Annotated in this window: 12 protein-coding genes; 5 read left to right on the plus strand and 7 right to left on the minus strand. The window is 55.9% G+C overall.

Features of this window, described 5'->3' with window-relative positions:
* Position 1 precedes the first annotated feature (1 nt).
* The 5 genes from H3T92_RS05705 to H3T92_RS05725 form a co-directional block, all read right to left on the minus strand.
* Entirely contained in the window at positions 2-3,418 is a 3,417-nt protein-coding gene (locus tag H3T92_RS05705; protein ID WP_198189566.1) for an immunoglobulin-like domain-containing protein, read from the minus strand.
* 319 nt (positions 3,419-3,737) lie between these two features.
* On the minus strand, positions 3,738-8,303 hold the full coding sequence (locus H3T92_RS05710) for a discoidin domain-containing protein (protein WP_198189567.1): 4,566 nt from the start codon (positions 8,301-8,303) through the stop codon (positions 3,738-3,740).
* Positions 8,304-8,614: 311 nt separating this feature from the next.
* A complete protein-coding gene (locus tag H3T92_RS05715) occupies positions 8,615-9,970 on the minus strand; it encodes an ABC transporter substrate-binding protein (RefSeq protein ID WP_198189568.1) in 1,356 nt (451 codons plus the stop codon).
* Between the two features lie 104 nt (positions 9,971-10,074).
* Positions 10,075-11,043 (minus strand): carbohydrate ABC transporter permease, encoded by a 969-nt coding sequence (locus tag H3T92_RS05720; protein ID WP_198189569.1) that lies wholly within the window; start codon positions 11,041-11,043, stop codon positions 10,075-10,077.
* On the minus strand, positions 11,040-11,963 hold the full coding sequence (locus H3T92_RS05725; protein WP_198189570.1) for a carbohydrate ABC transporter permease: 924 nt from the start codon (positions 11,961-11,963) through the stop codon (positions 11,040-11,042). The genes H3T92_RS05720 and H3T92_RS05725 overlap by 4 nt, the downstream gene beginning before the upstream one ends.
* Positions 11,964-12,205: 242 nt before the next feature.
* Here H3T92_RS05725 and H3T92_RS05730 point away from each other — a divergent pair, with 242 nt between their 5' ends.
* The 4 genes from H3T92_RS05730 to H3T92_RS05745 all read left to right on the plus strand — a co-directional run bounded on the left by H3T92_RS05730 (position 12,206) and on the right by H3T92_RS05745 (position 15,639).
* The gene (locus H3T92_RS05730) at positions 12,206-13,228 is read left to right on the plus strand and encodes a LacI family DNA-binding transcriptional regulator (RefSeq protein WP_198189685.1); all 1,023 of its coding nucleotides are present in this window, start codon (positions 12,206-12,208) and stop codon (positions 13,226-13,228) included.
* 216 nt (positions 13,229-13,444) lie between these two features.
* Positions 13,445-13,894 (plus strand): MarR family winged helix-turn-helix transcriptional regulator, encoded by a 450-nt coding sequence (locus tag H3T92_RS05735; protein ID WP_198189571.1) that lies wholly within the window; start codon positions 13,445-13,447, stop codon positions 13,892-13,894.
* On the plus strand, positions 13,891-14,349 hold the full coding sequence (locus tag H3T92_RS05740) for a hypothetical protein (protein ID WP_198189572.1): 459 nt from the start codon (positions 13,891-13,893) through the stop codon (positions 14,347-14,349). Before H3T92_RS05735 ends, H3T92_RS05740 begins: the two co-directional genes overlap by 4 nt.
* Positions 14,350-15,060: 711 nt before the next feature.
* Positions 15,061-15,639, plus strand: a complete 579-nt coding sequence (locus H3T92_RS05745) for a hypothetical protein (protein ID WP_198189573.1) — start codon at positions 15,061-15,063, stop codon at positions 15,637-15,639.
* A 547-nt stretch (positions 15,640-16,186) separates the two neighbouring features.
* On the opposite strand, the gene H3T92_RS05750 is transcribed toward H3T92_RS05745, so the two are convergent.
* Entirely contained in the window at positions 16,187-16,888 is a 702-nt protein-coding gene (locus H3T92_RS05750; RefSeq protein WP_198189574.1) for a hypothetical protein, read from the minus strand.
* A gap of 386 nt (positions 16,889-17,274) precedes the next feature.
* The gene (locus H3T92_RS05755) at positions 17,275-18,270 is read right to left on the minus strand and encodes a hypothetical protein (RefSeq protein WP_198189575.1); all 996 of its coding nucleotides are present in this window, start codon (positions 18,268-18,270) and stop codon (positions 17,275-17,277) included.
* A gap of 895 nt (positions 18,271-19,165) precedes the next feature.
* On the opposite strand from H3T92_RS05755, the gene H3T92_RS05760 reads away from it, so the two are divergent.
* Positions 19,166-20,188, plus strand: a complete 1,023-nt coding sequence (locus H3T92_RS05760) for a hypothetical protein (RefSeq protein WP_198189576.1) — start codon at positions 19,166-19,168, stop codon at positions 20,186-20,188.
* Positions 20,189-20,604 lie beyond the last annotated feature (416 nt).

A 20,604-nucleotide genomic window follows, 5' to 3' on the forward strand; every position in this document is an offset into this window, starting at 1 on the left:
GTTAGCGCAAATCAGTCCTTTTGTATCGACGGATATGCGGAATCAGCTCGAAACAAACCAAGGCCGACAGCATGCTTAGAGCTGCCATCACTAGGAAGAATTCCGTGTTCGACCCCGTCTCTGAAAGCCTCGAACCCTCAGAATGCTTGTGAGTTCCAGTCTTGTGCTTTACACCGGCACCCTTACCGGGCTTGATGCCGGAGCTGTCAGCCGGATCACGAGGCTTGTTGGAAGAGCTGCCTCCAACGGGGCTGACCGTGACTATCCGCTTTTCAGATGCCTGTTTGCCCCTTGAATTAGCGACCGTGTAGTCGATCGTATATTGCCCTGTCTTGGCACTATTCACGGATCCCTGTACTTGAATCGCCCCGGTAAGATCACCTTCCAAGGAATCCACTGCAGTGACCCCGGCCTTAGGATCAAAGTTGGAACCCTGATCGATTTTCACATTGGACGCTCCTGCGATCACGGGCCGCTGCTGCACAGGCACTGGTCCTAGGGGCAGCGAACCCTTTATGGAAATCCAATTAAGTATCGGCCCAGTGCCCGTAGAGGAATCCAAGATGAAAGTGACTACCTTGTTCCAGCCCTGCGGAATCTTGATCTTTCCGGAGGCAATCGTTCGTCCGCCATCAACGGTCGCGGTCGTCAGTCGATTCTCTGCACGGGATGTTGGAAGACCGTCATAGGAATAGCTGATCACAGTCGGTCTGCTCTGGCTCCACCAATCATGGAAACCGAAGGAAACCTGATGTTCGCCAGGTGCCAGTAGGACCCTGTAAGACAGTTTATCTTTCTTGCCGTTAGCGCCGGCATATATCCCTGACTTATAGGGATCAGCATTGCCGTCAGCCTGTTTTCCAAAGTTACCGGAGGTATTGCCCCACAAATCATCAAAGCCCTGGTCGGCAGACCCATTGGCCAATTTGCCATCAAACAAGGTAGTCAGCGCCTTGTAGGTGGGCGAGGACTCCCCTCCATTGACATCAATGAAATAGGACAGCCCATCTTCCACCTCCTGAATGCTGGCTCTGGCAGGCAGTGTCGTGCCTTCAACGGTGCCCAGCACCTCGGTGGGCGCATAGAGGGTCAGACTCGATGCATCAATCAGCCAATGTACGGTCCGCTCCTCGCTTTTTCCATTCGCCTTGCTGACACTCACCTTGTCTGGAAGCCCGGGCTGACTGCCCTGCTTGAATGTTCTGATGCCTTGAACCTGTTGGACTGAAACCACCTGGTCGTCATCCTGCGCAGAGACCCCGATCCAACTCAGCAGAGGATCGCCGCCGCCTGTGGATCTTGTCAGGAAGGTCACGCTGTCGGCATGCTCCAGGGTGAAAGTGATCGGATCGGTGGCATTCCCGGCCTGAACAGGCACAATATTCGTCTTGCCTATGGTCTTGTCATGGCAGACGACCGAGAACTCAGTTTGGCGCTTGTTGTTCCACCACTCCTGATAGCCCGCCTGCACTGTATAAGTACCGGCTGGCAAATCCGCCTGATACCGTATATCCTTGCCGGACTTTGCCCAGTAGCCTGTTTCGTAGATACCGTTCTGGCTGGTCTCGTATGCTTCGACATCGGAACCTATGCGGCTGCTCAGACCCCACTTGCCTTGAGCAGTGTATTCCTGGTCGCTGCGGTCTGCATTCATCAGTCGTGGGGCCTTGGTTTTCAGCTTCCGGTAGTAACTCGATTCATTCGAAGGGGCCGAACCCGCGTCAATGAACAGACGGGAGTTTTCCGGATAGATGGAAGCCGTGAAGCTGATAGGCGCATTCTGGTATTCAGGCAGCTTCCCCTTGAACGTCACCTGCCCGTATGGACGGTCCGTACCAAAGTAGGGCTCCCAGTTGACCGTGGCCTGTCGGATGGCTGTCTGACCGCCCACTCTGATGCATAGGCTCTTGGGCAGCGCAGCAACAATTCGACTGACCGAACTGCTTTCAGTCGGGAGATTGGCATTGACCACATCGATGGCCTGATACTTGTCCATACCAGACAGTTTCCAGTCCGCAGCCGGCAGCACCTGGACATGCCCGTTCACCAATTGCATCGGTGTCATCACATACCTGGACTGGCTGATGTCATTCCCGGTGTCGGGATTGAACCAGCGGTCGCCCCAATAAAGGAAAACGCCGTGCGCGGGGTCATAGGGGATGACCGAGCTGGATTGGGTTGAGAAGGAATTGGCCGGGTTCTGGTTCCACCCCTCCCCTTTGACGAAGGGCGTCCCCACCTCCGAATAAGGTCCTAGAAAATCGTCACCCTGGCTGATTGCGTACTTGTTTTCATTGGGTGCCCAGCCTGTAGTGCCTGAATAGATGATGTAATATCTGCCGTTCCACTTGAAGGGAGCCGGCGACTCCTTGCTATTGCTGGCCACGATGTTGTAGGTGTCGCCTGCGGAGACATCGATGCCCTTTTGCTGTCGAGCGTTCGGCTCAACAAGCTTGGTGTAGGTCTTGTCCAGAAGCGAGATGGTCAGATCGCGGTTTTCGTTGCTGGAATACACCAGATAGGCATCATCAACACCGTCATGATTCTGATCTTTGCCGGAGTCCACGTACAGGTTCATGTCACGCGCCATGCCAGGGTTACCGGCATTGGCACCGGGACTCATACGGAAGGATCCCAGGTACTTGTATGGCCCAGCAGGATCGGAACCCTCAGAAATGGCGACTCCGGCCTTTGCCTTGGAATACGTTGCAGTGGCCTCATTGCCATATCGTGGCCCATCCGCATGGAACCAGATCACCCAGCGTTTGGTGGTCGGGTTATAGACCATCTTGGGACGCTCGAAGACACAGCTGGACTTCTTCGGATCCGATCCGTCGCCCTTCAGAGCCTTCAAATCCCAAAGCAGATAGTCCAAGGCTTGCTGAGGGCCGGAGATGTTGGCATTGGATGTATCCTTGGAGAATGCCTTGAAATCCTGGCCGTAGATATTCGTGTAATCCGGATCGGATTCAAGGTTGGCTACATTGTAATAACGCTGGTAGACGCGGTCAGAGCCCGCCAATTTACCAGCCAGATCCTTGTCGCCCTGGTAGGTCTGAAAGCCCAGCCCCTTATCTACCCAGTTACACAGATCGTCGGAGTAGTATATCCGCACGCCATGCGCTATCAGACCATCAGTTTTGTCCTCACCGCACATGACGTAGACATATCCGTCTCCATCCGCATCCAAGCCCCGATCGGCAGCGGGAAGAAGAGCAGCACTGACCCGTTGAATTCCGGCACCATGCGCTTGCAGCAGATCACCCTTGTTGTCAAAAATTCTGTCGCCATTAGTGCCTGTCACTGCAGTGTAATGGTAGATGAAGCGCACGGCGGCAAAGGCCTGCTTCAAGTCCTTGCCGGCCTGATCCTTCTCGCCTTCATCAGCAGAACCTGATGCTAGGATTCCCTCGGCCATAGACCGAGCATGCTTCAACCTATCCACGTCGTCCTTGTTAGGCTCTGCATGATCATAGGGCGCTGTGCTCTGATCATCGGTTCGATGACCTGAAGCCAGTGGCTGCAGATCCTCAACCCTCGTGGTATCCAATATCGTCCGGAGATCATCATCCTGAGCGGTTTTCAGCCGGCTGAATCCGGCGGAACCGGATTGCTCTGTCTTGTCCTGTACGGCCATAGCCGCAGATTCGGGCGATAGGAGTGCCAAGGCGACTACTGCCGCGGCGATTCCCAATATATTTCTTCGATTGAGCTTCATCGCTTTCCTCTTCTCCGCATCATCCCAGATGACGGCGAGCCGCCGCTAATGCTGATCCTGCGCATAGCAGGCAGACTACGATCGCTAGAATCGTTGGCATCACATTCGCGCCGGTCTGACTCAAGGCGCTGCTGCCATCTGAGCCGCCCTTTTGCTTGGCATGAGCGAGGGCTCCTGGACCACGACCCGAGCCGGGCTGTGAATCAGCGTTGCCGACATTGCCATCAACCACATCCACCTGGAAGGTCGCACTGACACCGCGGTAGGTCACGGTCACATTTTTCCTGCCTGGCTGTGCTGAATCAAAACCGCTCACCAGCAATTCAGGGTCGTTGATGCTGATATCCACCTTGACAGGTTCCTCATTCGGCACTGAATACACAGCTTTGACAACCATGCCGGATAAGTCGAGTCGCTCATTGAGCAGATATCGGGTTTTGCTGGGTGGAGTGACCAACAATTTCTGAAGAACGGAAGAAAGGTAGTTGACGGTGTACTCGGAACTCCCGCTGCCGTCAGCCGCTTTTACCGTGATCACATCCTTGCCGCCTAGAACGTTCCCGTCACGTTTGACGGACTCCTCGGCATTGACATGCCTGACCTTCACCATAGCGGCAGTATCGCGGGCAAAGGCTTGTAGCTTCGGATTGCTTTCCGCGCCGACCGGGAGCTGTACCGTGTAATCAGTCTTGTCAGGAAGGAATCCGTCTATGGTCTTGCCGTCTAACCGCAAATCGCCCAAGGCCTTATCAGCGGAGGGCATAGGTTCAGCCTTGACTTGCGCCTGAGTTCCCAGAACCTCGATTTCCGCGACGTTGATATAGACGCCTGTATCCTGCAGGGTGTTCGTCAGACGCAGTGCCTTGGCAACTATGGGTGTAGACATGCGGAAGTCAGCCACAGGAGTGTCCTCATCCGTAGATGTATCCGCACCGGAACCTGGCTGGACATACCAGCCGCTCTTAACGCCGACCCTCTGCCAGACACCCTTGTCGTCCTGATACTCCAAAGTCTGAGACTTAGGCCAGGAAGCACGGCCGTCTCTGAAGAAGGTAGTCTTGACCTCGCTGATGGATTGGAGGTTGTCGAAGGTGAAGGTAGCAACCGGAATCCCCGCCTGGTTCCAAGTGGACCAGCCCTTGTGACCGCTGTCGCCGTCTATGGCCTTTGCAGCCGTCGAACCTTCCTGCACATTCACCTTGAAGTGAGAGTTGGAGGACGGAGCGATATTGTGCACCGGATCAGCCTTGGGAATGGCCCAAGCCTGTATTTCGGAGGCGTTCATGAAGTCCCCCTGCACCGTATTGACAATTCGAGCCTGCCTGGCCTTGACCTGGGCATTGCCCTTGAATGTCACAGTCTGTCCCGGCTTTGGACTCGCAGCTGCTCCCAAGGGAAGCCAGGTGCGACCGTCCAAGCTGTATTCAGCCAGCGCACTGATTGGAGCGTGGTCGCCATAGGTGATGACCAGTGAGCCTAAGTCCCGCTCCTGGCCGAAATCTAGAGTGGCAGTGGGCTTGTGTGAGTAATCGCCTGCGGAGTTCCATGTCACCCAGGCCTCTGCGGAGGTATCCCCGTCTGTCAGCTTTTTCCACTGTTCAGCCTTGCCGTATTCGGTTTGCTGATCAGTGACTGTCAGGTTGCTGCTGGTGTCAGCAATGTTCTGCTCTTTGGCCTGCATCAGATAGACCGAGGCTGTCACTGGCAGCCCGCTGTCTCCGACCGACCCCAAGCGTCCTTTGACTGTCAGTCTGTCGCCTGCATGCGCATCGGCAAGCTGTCCATCCAGTTGGGAAAAGTCCCACTTCACAGCTGTGCGGTCTGCATCCATAGCCTCCGAGGCACCAACGTGCGCATGAACCGGAGCTGCTTTGATTGCATCCTCCACCTGCTGACGGCTTGCACCAACCATGAGGGTGACGGATACCGGATCAGTTACTGTAAAGTCGCCGATGTAAACCTCAGCCTTGCATGCGATGGAATTGCCAAACACATCGACGGCATGCCCAGTCACCTGATACCGACCTTCTTTGCTGACGTCGATCATACTGGTATCCCATTGAACAGGAACCGGAGACCCGAGTCCCCAAGGATAGTAGGGAGTGACCGTCGTCGGCATAGTCAAATGTCCGCCTTTTCGGGCCTGAACATAGACCTGCTGCACGCCCGAAGGCTTGGTAGACCTCAGAGTCCAAGCCTGGTTTTCACCACCATTGGAAGAGTAAAGACCGACCGGCGAACCAGCGGCAGTGGCCTGTCCACTCACTTCAAGTGCGTTCTTACTGGCTGCATTGACCATACTCCACGTGGTTCCATCCTCGGTATTAAATATCCAAGACTGCCGCGGATCTGGATTTGTCGTGTCGATAGAGCCGGCGACCATTCTGCCTTGATCATTCAATATCTTTTTCCCGGTGGGATCGGTGATCATGAACAGCTTGAGTTCAGGACGTTCTCGCGAGGCTTCGACCTGATGGTAGACGAAGGTCTGTGCTGGGCCACTCTGTGAATCTGCCGCCGAATTCTCAATGGTCAGGCTGCCATCACTCCCGGTTTGAAGAGCACGTCCGGATTGTTGCCCCACAAGCTGGTAGATCTCACCATCCTGCACGCCTGCCTGATTCGACTGGCCGCTCACACCAGACAGCTGAATGGAGGCGATCGAACGGGCCGGCAATTCAACAGTGGCCGTCTTGGCGACTGTATCGATATGGACTGCTCCCGGACGCTCCTGGTTGGAGTACCCGTTCATGTAATCCATGGTGGCCTCGTAAGGATCGCTTTTGGATTCAGGCGCAGTGGTCAGGAAGAGCTTGCCGCTGGCATTCTTGTCAATGTTTCCATAGTTGGATAGGTCAATGATTAAGCGCTGTTTATTGTCGCTGTCATTGCGATGGATGATGGTTTGCGTCCTACCGTCAGCCGAACGAGCAGTCATATTATCCTTGGTGGCATCGTTGGCTAGGATCGAATCCCCTTCATGGATAAAGTGGGTGTAGGCCCGGACCGCGTTGTACTTGGAGTTGACTACGACGGAGCAGGGCTTGATGCCTCTGGTCGTACCCCCATTGTTGTCCACAGCACGCTCGGAATACAGTTTTCCGTCACTGCCAGCAACAGTGCAGTCAAAGTCGATCAGGACGGTCCCCCAATTGGTGTTCTCCCCTCTGGGATTGGCTTGATGCCCATTGACATCCTGGTCCCCGGTCGACATATTGTACAGATCCTCGACCACCTGCCAGAAAGTGAAATCCTGCGATTGCAGTGCATAGACATCACTGTTGATCTTGCCTGCCATGCCCAGGCCGTTGTCGAAGCCATAAGGGTTGAATCCCCCGCTCTGCCAGGAGCCGTCTACCTCGCTCATGGACATGACCTTGCCGTCCCCCTGGGCGATGTCCCTGGCCACACGTTGACGATTGGTGCCGTATGAATGCGTGTTGTACTGCCCTATGGCATCACGCACATTCTGCGGATATTGGTTATAGGAATCAACAAACTGTCCGGAGTCGGTTGCATCCGTCGCAGAGACCTTGACATCCTTTAAGCCTTCTGACTTGAGCGCCTTGGCCAAGGCCAGCATAGTTTGCTGAGCCTGGGCGTTGTCGACATGCATCCCCTCCTGAGGCTTCTTCACCGCATTTGAATAGGGCGTGACAGACTTGTCCTTATCCGCATAGTATCGATCCCAATAACGTGTGATCAGGGTCTGTTGATCCCTGGACCAAGCGTCCGAGGCCCTTCCGCCCGGCGTCCCCCAGTAGGCCGTCTCCGACTCGTTCAAGGGTTCGACCGTATTGATCTTTACCTTCTTGCCGTTGTCAGCCTTCAACTGATCCAGATGACTTACCACGCTGGCCATGTATGCGGCGAACTTCTCAGGATCCTTGAGGTTGTTGTCTCCGGATCGAAAACCCCCAGTGGCGTACCCATCTTCGGTCATGAACCAGGGGGCTGAATTGGCAAAAGCCTCCAGATGAGTAATGTCGCCGTTCTTGACCCCGCGTTTCAGCCACCATTCCTGCGCCTGAACGGACTCGGCGGCATCGCTCTTAGAAGACTTGGGGCCCCACACATATGAATCCTCCGATGCCGGATCAAAGGCCTGATCCAAGGCATTCCCATCGGACTGTTTGGTCGTCACGCCACCATACAGCCCCTTGCTTCCATCAGGATCTTCCGCCCAATATCCAGGAACTGCCGCCCCCTGGCGCATAAAGGGGTATCCATAAGCCACGTCTGAGGCGTTGCCTCCGCCAATGTTGAAACGGGCCTTATTCAGCCCCAGTCCTTCTTTACCGAAAATACTTGTGTAGAACTTCTCCCGCAGCTGCTTGCCATACTCCAGTGCCTTGGCATCCGTCACGGAGTTTCCGCTGCTGCGGGTAATGGACCCTGGTTCACCGTATTGGCCTGTGGCATTGGCAAACCAGGCCAATGAAGTGCCCCAACCTTGGAAGGGACCATTGGCATACCACGGGTTAGGACGCACCGTCGCTGTTGTTGGGGAGGAAGGCTCGGCATAGGCAGGCATGAGACCGCCTACAGCCGTCGAAGTTGCCGCTGCCGCTATGATAACCGCCATAGTTCGCATGAATTTCATAAGTATGCCTCTTATCCTTCTTCAGACATTGAAGACAAGGAATTGCCGACGTTGCCTCTTCGTTGCACGACAACAATCGAACAGATGACCACTGCTAATGTGGAACATTCTGGTATTGATCATTCTTAAAAAGTCTTACCCGCTTTACGTCTTGTAGAAGACCGCGGGGAGAGCACCACGATGTGCATGAAAAAACCGGCCAGGGAAAGCCAAGGGAATACCCCGGGACCCCTCTGGCCGGTATACCTTATTAAGGAACCTGCTCTACAGCGCTGGCTCGATGAGAGTTACCCTTATTCCTTCACCGTGTAGCCCTGCTGCTTGGCGTAGTTCTGCAGATCCTTCTGCCAGGCGGCGATCCCCTGATCCAGCGTGGCCGACTTGGAAGTGAAAGCGGTCATCTTGTCGCCATAGATCCCGCGAGCATAGACCTCAAAGGGCAGGAACTTGTAGCCAGGCAGAACGTTCTTGGCGGCCTGCGACAGAACCTCGTTGAACTTCTGGCCGCCGAAGTAGGCGTTGTCCTTGCCGTCGGCATCCTTCAAGCTGGTCATCGAAAGGAACTCGTTGGACTTCAGCGTGTTGTTGTCAGCCGGGAAAGCGCCGCCATCGACACGGGTCTTGATGCCCTCGGCGTTGTGGCAAGCGTACTCCAGGAACTTGTACGCAGCCTTGCTCTTGGAATCATCCTTGGTCTTGATCATAGCCAGCGAAGACCCGCCGTTCTCAGAATTCTCTGTTCCGCCCTTTTCCCAGGTCGGCATCTGCGCCACACGCCACTTGCCGGAGGCATCAGGGGCACCGGACAGCAGGTTGTAGGGCATCCAGGCGCCCATGAGCAAGGAGGCGATTGATCCGTCGTTGAGGCCCTTGTTCCAGTCGTCCGACCATCCGGGAATCTTCGTGTTGATCAAGTCCTCGTTGATCATCTTCTGCCAGTAGTCGTCCCACTTCTTGACCTTGGGGTCACCGGTCAGATTGATGGTGACGGTCTTGCCGTCCTTGCTGGTCGCAAAGGGCTTGGCGCCGGCCTGCCAGGTCATGGAATCGAAGAATCCTGCATCGCCTGAGTCCGAGGTGATGTAGGAACCAACAGCCTTGATCTTCTTGGCTGCCTCGTAATACTCATCCCATGTCGTTGGAACCTCGGTCACTCCGGCCTTGTCGAACACTTCCTTGTTGTAGAACAGAGCCATTGGGCCGGAATCCATAGGCAGCGCGTAGACGCCCCCATTCAAATTCACTGAATCCCAAGTGCCTGGCGTGTAGAAGCTCTTGTACCCGGAGGCGCCCATGTCAGACAGATCCTGCAGCTTGTCCTGAGTGGCATATTCGGGCAGTGCATAATACTCGACCTGTGCAAGGTCAGGGGCGCCCTTGTTGGCGGACAGGGCATTGTTCAAGGCCGTGTATTCTTTTTTGTTGGTGCCGACATTGGTGACCTTCACCTTGATGTCGGGATTCTTGGCTTCGAATCCCTTGACTGTCCGAGGAAGAGTCGAATCCCAGGACCAGACCAAGATTTCGGTCTTCCCTCCTTTGCCCGACGCAGAGGAACCGCTGCCCGATCCGCCGCAGCCGGCGAGTCCGAACGCCATGGCCACAGCACCTGTCAGGGCTACGACCTTCGTCATCTTTTCGAACCTCATTGTCCCTATCTCCTTTTCTGTTGTCCTTGGCAACAACACATGACTACTGATATCTTTCACTGTCCTATGGCTCAAGGCCTATAGCACGGTTTGGGTTTCTTTGGTTATTCTTTGACGGCTCCTGCGGCGAGGCCGGATTGCCAGTATTTCTGCAGGAGGAGGAAAGCGATGACCAGGGGGATGATGGTGATCAGGCTGCCGGTGATGACCAGGTTCTGGATGGCCTGCCCGCCCGCGGTGCTGGCCTGGTCCTTCCACTGGTTCAATCCGATGGTCAGCGGGTACCAGTCCGCGTCCTTGAGCATGATCAGGGGCAGGAAGTAGTTGTTCCAGGTCGCCACGATCGTGAACAGGGCGCAGGTCACGATCCCCGGCGCCAGAAGGGGCAGGCTGATGGTGCGGAAGGTGCGCCACTCCGAGGCGCCGTCCACGCGCGCCGCCTCCAGCAGCTCCCCGGGCACGGCCTGGTCCGAGAAGATCCACATCAGGTACAGGCCGAAGGGGCTGATCAGGCTGGGGACGATCATGGCCCAGGGCGTGTTGGTCAGCCCCAGCTTCGCGAACAGCAGGAACTGCGGCACCGCCAGCGCGATGCCCGGCACGCTGATCGCGCCCAGCACCACCGCGAACACCGCCTTGCGGCCCGGGAACCGGAACTTGGCCAGCGCGTACCCGCCCATCACCGCCAGCAGCGTGGCGCCGCCCGCGCCCACCACCACGTACATGAGCGTGTTCGCCAGCCAGCGGGCGAAGATCCCGTCCTGGTAGGAGAACACCTCCCGGATGTTCTCCCACAAGGCGAACGAGCGGCCCGGCCCCAGGCCGAACGTGCTCGTGAAATCCGCCTGCGTCTTCGTCGCGTTCACCAGCAGGTAGGCGAACGGGAACAGGCAGTACAGGGCGAACACGCCGCACGCCAGCGTCAGCCACACCGACCGGCGCGGATTCGACGGGTTCGAGAACCCGCTCGACGCCGCACGACGCCGCTCCGCCCGCTCGTCCGCCGCCACCCGGCGCGCCCGCGCACGCTCCGCCGCACGCACCCGGCGGCCCTCAGCATCCAGCACGCTCATCGCATCTGCTCCCTCATGCTCCGCAGCTGCACCGCATACGCCACCAGCATCGTCAGCGCCGCCATCACGATGGCCAGCGCAGCCGCATAATTGGACTGATTGCCCGAAAAACTCAGATTATACGCATACATGTTCGGCGTGTAATACGTCGTGATCGCATTGCCCGGCACCATGTTCTGCATCACGCTCGGCTCGTTGAACAGCTGGAAGGAGCCGATGATGCTGAAAATCACCGTGATCGCCAGCGAGCCCCGCAGCTCCGGCAGCTTCACCCGGCGCACCACCTGCCACTCGCTCGCCCCGTCGATCGCCGCCGCCTCATACAAGGAGCGCGGCACCGTCGACAGCGACGAATAGAAGATCAGCATGTTATACCCCGTGAACTCCCACGTATTGATGTTCCCGATCGCCGCCAAAAGCACCGACGGCTGCAGCACGTCCACATGCGTGCCCAGCCACGCGTTCAACGAGCCCACCAGCCCGTACTTCGCCCCGTACATGAACCCCCACACCAAAGCCGACACCACCGCCGGCACCGCATACGGCAGAAACGTCGAAATACGGAAGAACCGCATCCCATGCAGACGCAGCGAATCCAACGCCAAAGCCATCAACGCCGACAAGCACAGCATGATCGGCACCTGCACCACCGTGAACACCACCACCCGGCGCACCGACGACCAGAACTGCCCATCAGCCAGCAGACGACGATAATTCGCCAACCCCACAAACACCGTCCCCCCGACCATCCGATGCTGGAACAAGGAAATCCACACCGCATACAACACCGGCACCACAAACACCACCACAAACACCACCGCAAACGGCCCCATAAACAACCAACCACGCCAACGAGAACCCATGTGGCCCCGGGGCGCACTACTCGATTGGGTAGCAGCGTCGCTAGTAACAGCAGCCATATCTGACCTTCTCCCTCGAAGCTCTGCAACAACACAAACAATCAAGCTCCGACCATATCGAACTGCAATGGACGTTCACCGGATGTTTTCGTTACCATAATAGCATGAATCAGAGAATCCAGTATTCTCTTAATCTTTGATATACTGGTGTTTATAAAAATGGTGTCGCAAACATATTGTCTGCCACCAAGGAGCAACCGACGCTAATGGCGGCAAGCTCCCATGAGCTGGATCAGGTAGGCATGGGACGGAAGAAACAGGTATCGATACAGGACGTTGCACAGTTTGCCGAGGTATCGCCGCAAACGGTGTCGCGAGTCGTCAATGACAGCACGGCTGTGCGCCCCCACACCAGGCAAAAAGTGCTGAACGCCATGGAAGCCTTGGGCTACCGACCGAATTATGCCGCCAGGGCATTGAAACACGGCCGGTTCAACAATATTGGCATCGTCCTGTTCAACATCACCACATTTGGCAATGCGCGCATCCTGGACGGAGCTGTGGAAGCCGCATCAGAATTCGGATATGCGGCGACCGTCCACGTCGTCAACCACTCATCGGAAATCACCTTAGCGGACATCGTAGAGCAGATGAAGCAGTTGCCTGTGGACGGTGTCATCGTGGTGCTTGAACAGAGAGTCGGCGATTTTGATCGTTTCAGACCCAGCAAGGAGCTTCCCGTCGTGCTCATCACCGAGAAGCCTTCCCCTCATTGCCCCACTATCGATGCCGACCAATACGGATGCTCGACTTCGGCTGTCGAATATCTGCTCAACAAAGGCCACCGCACTGTTTACCACATCTCAGGCCCCTCGACTTCACGGGCTGCGGAAAGCCGGGCCAAGGGCTGGAGAGATGTTCTTCAGGCTCATGGCATCCCAGTGCCGCCGACCTATATAGGCGACTGGGAAGCAGACAGCGGATATGAGGCAGGGCGAGCCTTGGCGCATGAAGCTGATTGCACAGCCATCTATGCAGCCAACGACCAGATGGCTTATGGGGCCATTGAAGGCCTCAAGGATTCCGGCAAAAGAGTACCTGAGGATGTCAGCGTGATCGGTGTCGACGATTCTCTGACCGGGACAGTCCCCAGATTGAGCCTGACCACCATGCGCATGGACTTCGAAACCATCGGGCGCGAGGCCTTCGCCAAGGTCAAGCTTCAGTGCGAGGGAGAATACGTTCCTACAAACACCAAGACGCTTATTCCGGCAAAGTTGATCCAGCGCGGATCGGTCAGCGACATCAGCCAGCGTCGGAAATAATCGAGGTAAGGTTGGCGACCTCCTCTGAACCATCTGACTCGGCTTCATTGCCTTGGTCCAAGTAAATGTCAGATATCTGATACCTAGCTGCTTGCTGCAACACCTGCAGAACAGCCCAAAGACCTCATGGCCACCTTCAACAACCCGACATGCACGCTTGTCTATACCCGAGAGACTATTTCATTAGCTAGCTGACTGTCTAATCGAGGAGAGTCGTTGAAGGAAGACTATGGCAAGCGTATCAAACGGGCGGCCAACCTCATGTCGCGATCCATGGATGCCTGCGCGGGCCAGTATGGACTGACCGGCACCCAGATGTCCATCATCGACTTTCTGGGCGAGTCCCAGGACCGCACCCAGCGAGACATCGAGATGGAATTCGACATCCGTCCGTCCACAACGACAAAAATCCTGCAGCGTATGGAGGCCAGCGGACTGGTCGCCATCAAACGGGATCCCAGGGACGGCCGTCAACGCATCATTGCTCTCACTACCAAGGCCCGGGGCCTGCAGACAGCAGTGCAGGCCTATATCAATGACCAGCAAACAGCCATGGAGCGTCGGTTCAACCAACGCGATCTGGCTGCCTTCGATCGTGTGCTGGCCTATTTCATCACCCTGAATTCCGATGAATCCTCCCAGGCCGGAAAGGAGTCTCGCTCATGAGCGCAACCCAAGCACCAAGCACAGCAATCCCCCGCAGAGTCATCGGGGCGTTGACCCTGGGGCTCATCGCCCTGGCAGTGTTCACCCTTCGCGCCTGGCATCAGGCCCAACTGATCATCGACATGCGCCTGTTCACCGACAGCCGCTTCTCCCTGCATGTCGGCGCCTACATCCTCTTCGAGATCAGCGCCCTGGCCCTCTCATTCATCCTGCCCAACCACCTGCAACTGGTTGATGGCTGCACCTCGCTGCAGGCCGGACTGGTGGTGCTGCCGGGCGCGGCGAGCTGCAGCCATTGGCAGCAGCCTGGCGGCCACCATCGTTGCAGCAGGCCAGTCCGCAGCCGCAGACCAACGGCTGGGCACCGTCAACGGCTCCCAGCATGCACTGAGCCTGCTGCTGCTCATCGGCTCCCTGGAGGTTCTGCTGATCCTGGCCGCCCTGCGTCGCTCTAGCAAACCACAACTCGATTGAAAGACGGTAAACCTTCAGTCCACGACCTGAACAATGCTCATCCATTGTTCGACAGTTGGAGCAAACAAAACACTGGAGGTGGTTGTGCAATCGATGTGCGATTTCCAAATACATTGAAACTGCTAGAAGACTCAGAAGAACGGGCACTTCGATTGGGCAGGCAAGATTGCGAGTTGCCCTGTGAGCTTCACTTTCTTCGCTCTGCATAATGGGTTTGAATTGCAGATTGACAATTGAGTCTTGCCTAAGCGCAATGGCTTGTGTCGCTGGATACAAGCAATAATCAGAGGGCAGATAACATTGAATAAGACAGCTAAGCAACTCCGGGATGCAGACAGACTCAGAAAAATTTCCTAGCAGCCGTTTCCGCTTTGATGGATGGCCGGTAAATACATAGCGACGTGGGCTCGTCTTAAAGACTTTCCCAAAAACAGATCAACACTCCTGTTTTGATCTCAGATCTTGAGTCGGTGTGAACAGCACACGTAATGCCAACGGTTGGCGAGCAGAATGATGGCCAATTGGATGCATAAAGCCAGCATTCGACCTCTGACGTTGCCAATTGGCAAATATTTGTATATCTTAAATAAAGAGCTAAACTTGTTTGAACCAACAACCGCTCTTCTGGGTTATGAAACTTAAATCTAATCAACAGCGTCGTGAACTCTCCCCCACCTACCTAAGGAGCACTGATGAAGAAGACAAAGGCTTTTGGACAGACGGACTTTGATCCGGCAGAGGCGCATCAGCAGGATCACCAGGGACACATGGGACGGCTCACGGCATTGTCAGCCCCGTTCCGTAGCGAGGCAAGAACGGCTGGGGCTATCTGGAAGAAACAGATAATTGCCCTCGTAGCAGTATTGATGAGTGTGGCCCTGTTCTCGGGCTGCCAGGGATCGAACCGTTCAGAGCCGTCCGTGGAACAGGTCTCCAATTATCTTTCATCTTTGACCAAATACGACGTTTCTGGTGACGGCACCGTCAAAACCATCTCTGCGGACAAATCGGGAACCCTGTATGTACTTGCAAAACGGGCCGACCTTAAGCAGACAGAGGCCGCGCAGTGCAAGGTGAATGGACAAGCCATGCAGCACTCTTCTTCAAACTTGAATTATTCAGCAGGCGACGGGCAGAACTTCTTCCCCTTTGCGAAAATCGACATTAAGCAGGGCAACCCGCACAAGCTCACATGCAACCAGCCCAATGGTGTCAAATTGATTGCATTGCTCGATCCCCACGTTCGAAGCTTGCCAAAGCAGGCCGCATAATTCCGTTTACATTCTTCCTGCGCTGATATGGCAAGTCGATTCCGACTTAGTCTCTCGACTCCTATCAGTAAGCGCCTTGATAAGCAACGAATCTCTTATGGCTGGGCTTTCCCGATTCATTGGCCGGTCAGTTTGCATTGACCAGGCCTTCCTGGATCGCAGCTTGTGGTAAAGACGAGGTAGGAACTGAAGGACCAGTCAAGCGAAAGAATCTACACTTAGAACATCCAGACCTAAACCGGACCACATCGCATTCTCCGACAGATGCAGTAAAGAATGGCTGAAATCCTGCTGCGAAAATCACACTTGCGGCTCAGCGTTTGCGGGACTCCCGCAGAGACCACGGCCACCGCCCTGCGGCCCATCCGGATCCCAGGTGCAGGAGCCGTCCTGCCCAGCGTCCGATCTTTCCTGGTGTCATCATTGATGTTTCCCTTCCGGTACTATGAAGGGGACGGCCTCATGACCGCCCACAAGTAACGCCAGCGGGATAGGAGACCTACCAAGCAACCGGTCCCGCTGGCAAATTCTTTAATTTTCCAATCAGTCAGCCGATGCCACAAGAACCATCAGGATTGCAACCGTGGTTTCCGATCGGCTTTTGATTATTCAGCCTGTCTCTCCAACTTGACCCTCCACCTTGGGGTGCGGTCTGAGTCGGAACCCCACCGCCGGCATTGCCTCCGCCGTTACCGCCACCCTGGTTGTATGAGGGCCGGTAGGTAGGCCTGTACCCACCGCCACCCCCATAAGAGGGAGCCGCCTGCTGTTGCGCTGCGTACTGCTGCTGGGCCTGCTGGGCCGCCTGCGCTTGTGCTGCTTGTGCTGCGGCCTGCTGGTCGGCCTGGCTCTTGGCCTGCACGGAGGCGTTCACCTGGTCGATGGCCGCCTGCAGGGCGTCCGCCGCATCCTGGTAGGCCTTCGCCTTGCCGGACCTGACCCGGCCGGCCTGGTCGATGGCCTGCTGCAGGCCGTCACGGGTGGCGTTGTCGGCCACCTTCCCGTCAGAATCGGCCAGCAGCCTGGACGCCTCGCCCTTCTTCCCGTCCAAAGCCGCCTTCGCATCATCCAGGGCCCTCGCATCCCGGGAAGCCAAAACCGCCCTGGCCGACTTCGCCACAACAGCGAATCTGCCGTCGATCCGCCGGACCTTGCCGGCCTCCGCATTCAGAGCATCCGTGGACATGGAGGCCTTGCACTGCACAGTCGGCGGCCTGAGTCCGCCGGCCACCTTCACGCTATGGCTCATAGCGTTTATAATCTTCACGTCCTTCACCTGGTCAGCCTGCACAGCTTCGGCTTCACGGTATCTGGCCAACATGAATGGTCTTGTCAGTCTATTTAAATTGTCAACAGCTTGCGAACATGAGGAGAGCGCCGAGTAATGCCGGCGATGCTCATAGGCACGCCAGGCGAAAACACCCGCCACGGCTAGCACAGACACTACCACCAGTGCAATCAAGGTAATGAGCCATTTCGGACGACGCTTCTTCGCTTCGCCAGAATTAATCTTGGACTTGTCACAGTTACTCATTTCTGTGAGCTGCCTCGATTCTCCTGATTCATATCGTTCACGGTCAATTTTTAATATAAACAAACACTGCAGGCTGGGCGGATAGGTACTTGACACATCAATCAGCCAATGCCGCAAGAGCCATCCGGATTACAACCATTACCGCCTGTAGTATTGCCTTTGAGTCTGTCGCGCCAACTCGACTTTCCACCTGGTGCTGTTGATGAGCCTGCTAGGTCTTGGTCGGACCCGTCACTGCTAGCTGCTCTGCCAGATTGGTCATCGGCTGGACGGAAGGGAGTGTAGCCGCTTCGACCTTCATTGTCGGAGGATGCCGCCTGCTGGACTGCGGCCAGCTGGTCGGCCTGGCTTTTGACTCGCATGGACGCGTTTACCTGGTCGATGGCCGCCTGCAGGGCACTCGCCGCATCCCGGTAAGATTTCGCCGTATCCGCTTTTATCTGGCCAATCTGATCAATAACCTTCTGCAGGTTGTCACGGACGGCAGAATCAGCCACCCTCCCATCAGAATCACCAAGCAGCTTCGCCGCCTCGTCCTTCTTCGCGTTCAGGGCCGCCTTCGCATCATCTAGGATCTTCGCATCCCGGGACGCTATTACTGCCTTAGCCGACTTGGATATGGCCGCATATTCACCATTAAGCTTCTTGGCCTTGCTAGCTTTGGTGTTCAGATCATCAGCGGACATGGAGGCCTTGCACTGGAAGGCTGGCGGCTCGAGGCCGCCAGCGGCCTTCACCCTGCGGCTCATAATCGCCACGGTCTTCGCATCCTTGACCTGGTCCACCTTCACGCGGGATGCCTCACGATAGCTGGCCATCATGGCCGAATCCGTCTTCTCATGCAGAGTCTTCATTGCCTGCTTGCAGGAGTCAAGCGCCGATTCATGCCGACGGCTCTCAACCACTCGCCAGCCTAGAAAACCTGCAACAACTACCACCACTGCAACTACTGCGACAATCACCGGAACCAGCCACTTCGGATGGTGCTTGCCTGAAGCGGCATCCCCATCCCCCGGCACGACCACCGGTGGGGCCTGTTCGAACCCGGCCTCTTCGCCTGCCTCCTCGATTTCTGACTGCTGGTCCTTATTACTCATAACCCTTTCTCCGATTTTCTTCGCCGAGTATCACACGCAACGTGCCAGGCTGAAAGATAACTATTGATTCATTATCACTCGCGCAATATCAAGAAAGACCTCGAGCTATCACTAATAAAGCTATGTACGCCACTGAAACGAGCCTGCCCGTTTACAGGATCCGCCGCTATTACCCGCACTACGGATCCGAGTGATCGTTGATGTCACACCTCTCATAACTACAGCGGTAAGCAATTGTCTAATTTGCAAAATTAATGGTCGTCTCCAACTGTGGTTTGTACCGAGGCGTGCAAATCGCTGTACTGTGAGATGCCATAGCCGACGATCGACCTTGCTTTTCCTATGTGGATATGAAAGCGTTGACCGACAATTTGCTACAAAACCTCAGTGGACGACGTTTTACTCACTTTGCTATCTGAGCTAAGTCTAATTCACAAAGGTAGAAAGTCTGAACGACAAGACACTAATTGTATTAGAAAGGTTGATTCTTATCCTTTTCGGCATTTTCCCTTTCCAAAAGCTCTTTCTGCTGCAGAAGCCATGACTGTGGGCATGATCTGCTTTTAGCACATTCATGCGCTTTCTGGCAGTAATTTTCATACTCATTTAATCATCGACCTATCGAATTACATCAAATGTTGTATCGTAAGAGGATTCACAATCGGCCTGCTGATACAGTATTGAATGTCAGCGCATCGATGATTCATTGCACAGTGACAAGGGAAAGTTATCGCTGTCTTGACGGAACCACAATAGCGAAGAACGTGCAGCAAGGGCAAGCTCTGAAGGGTGACACGTCGCATCGCCACAAGTATGAGAGGCGGCAATGCGCGCCTGCCCAGTTGACCATCGATCCTAAGACAAGACAGAGGTTGAGGGAAAAAGGGAGTGCTTCATGGCAGATCAGGGAGACGAGGAGACCGAGGGCCTGGAGAACGTGTCCGACCCGGTTGAAAGCGCGACTGCGTCTCCGCCGGCGATCATGCCGAATAACGGAGATGTTCCGTCGGACAGGCGGCGGCCGAAGTGGCTGGTTCCGGTGATTGTCGCCGTGGCGGCGGTGGTGCTTGTTGTGGCCGGCCTTGTGGGCTGGCACGTGGTGGAATCCCACCAGCACAATGCAGCGCTCGACTCCTGCATCCAGGCAACGAAGACCCTGCAGGACAAGACCAGCTCGGCCAAGATGGCCAGCTACCGTGAAGCCGCCGGCGTGAATGCGGGTCAGGTCAAGGATGCGAGCACCATGCTGGCCATGGCGCGCAGCGTAAAGAACGCTGAAGGACTCAAACAGCCGACGATACAGTGCAAGGCCTCCATGTCCACCGGTGATCTGAATACCGAGGCCGGCAAAGCCAAGAAGCTCGACAGCAAATATGAGGCTGTGGCCAAGGCGGCTAAGGCTGTGTTGGCCTCCCGGGACACGAAGGCCCTTGAGGATGCGAAGGCGGTCCTAGACGGAAAGCAGGATGAAGCATCGAAGCTGCTGGGCGACTCCGACGGGAGGGTGGCCGACAATGCGACCCGCGACAGCCTGCAACAGGCCATCGACAAGGCCGGCCAGGTCAAAGGGGGTGAGGTCAAAGCCTATCAGGATACGGCGAGCGCCTTGCAGGCGGCCATTGACCAGGTGAACGCCTCCATGCAGGCCAAAAGCCAGGCCGACCAGCAGGCCGCAGCCCAAGCGGCTCAACAGCAGGACACTACCCGGCGTCAGCCTTCCTACCGCCCGTCCGGGAACCGCGGCAGGTATCAGCCTGCGCAAGCTCCGGTTCCGTCGTCGCAACATCAGGGAGGAAGCCTCAACATTGAGGACTATCCCAACCTGTGGGAGCAGCTGCAAAAGGGGGACGGCGGGCCGGCCATCGACAACCAGGGCAACTGCATCGCCAACTGTTATGGATGGACAGGCTCTAATTGAGCTTTGACAGATCCGAGGGTCCTGCATTGCAAGACCATCCCATCCATCTGCTGGTCCTCTTTCTTGTCGAAGCCCATGGCTATTCCTGCCTTTCCCTACCGGGCTCTTGACACTCTCGTCCCAGACTGCCCTTTTGACGTACATAACCCTGTCTTGGGTTTGCTTCCTTCGCTGTTGCTTTGATCCATATCTATTTCCTGGTATTCCTTCTGTTTCGCTTACCAAAGCCGTAATGAACCCCTTGAGGAACAAAAGGTTGGTCACGGATGAAAAGCCGACGAATCCCATTAAATCGTCAGAAAGTAGACGGGAGTTTCCTTGATTGTGTTTGCTTTAGACCCTCAGAGGTTATGCTAATGTGTCATTAGTGGCCAAAGTTGTCTTCGGCGCTTGACTCGTCGAATGTTGGGGATAAT

The organism is Bifidobacterium sp. W8112, from assembly GCF_016101425.1.
Lineage (GTDB): Bacteria > Actinomycetota > Actinomycetes > Actinomycetales > Bifidobacteriaceae > Bombiscardovia > Bombiscardovia apousia.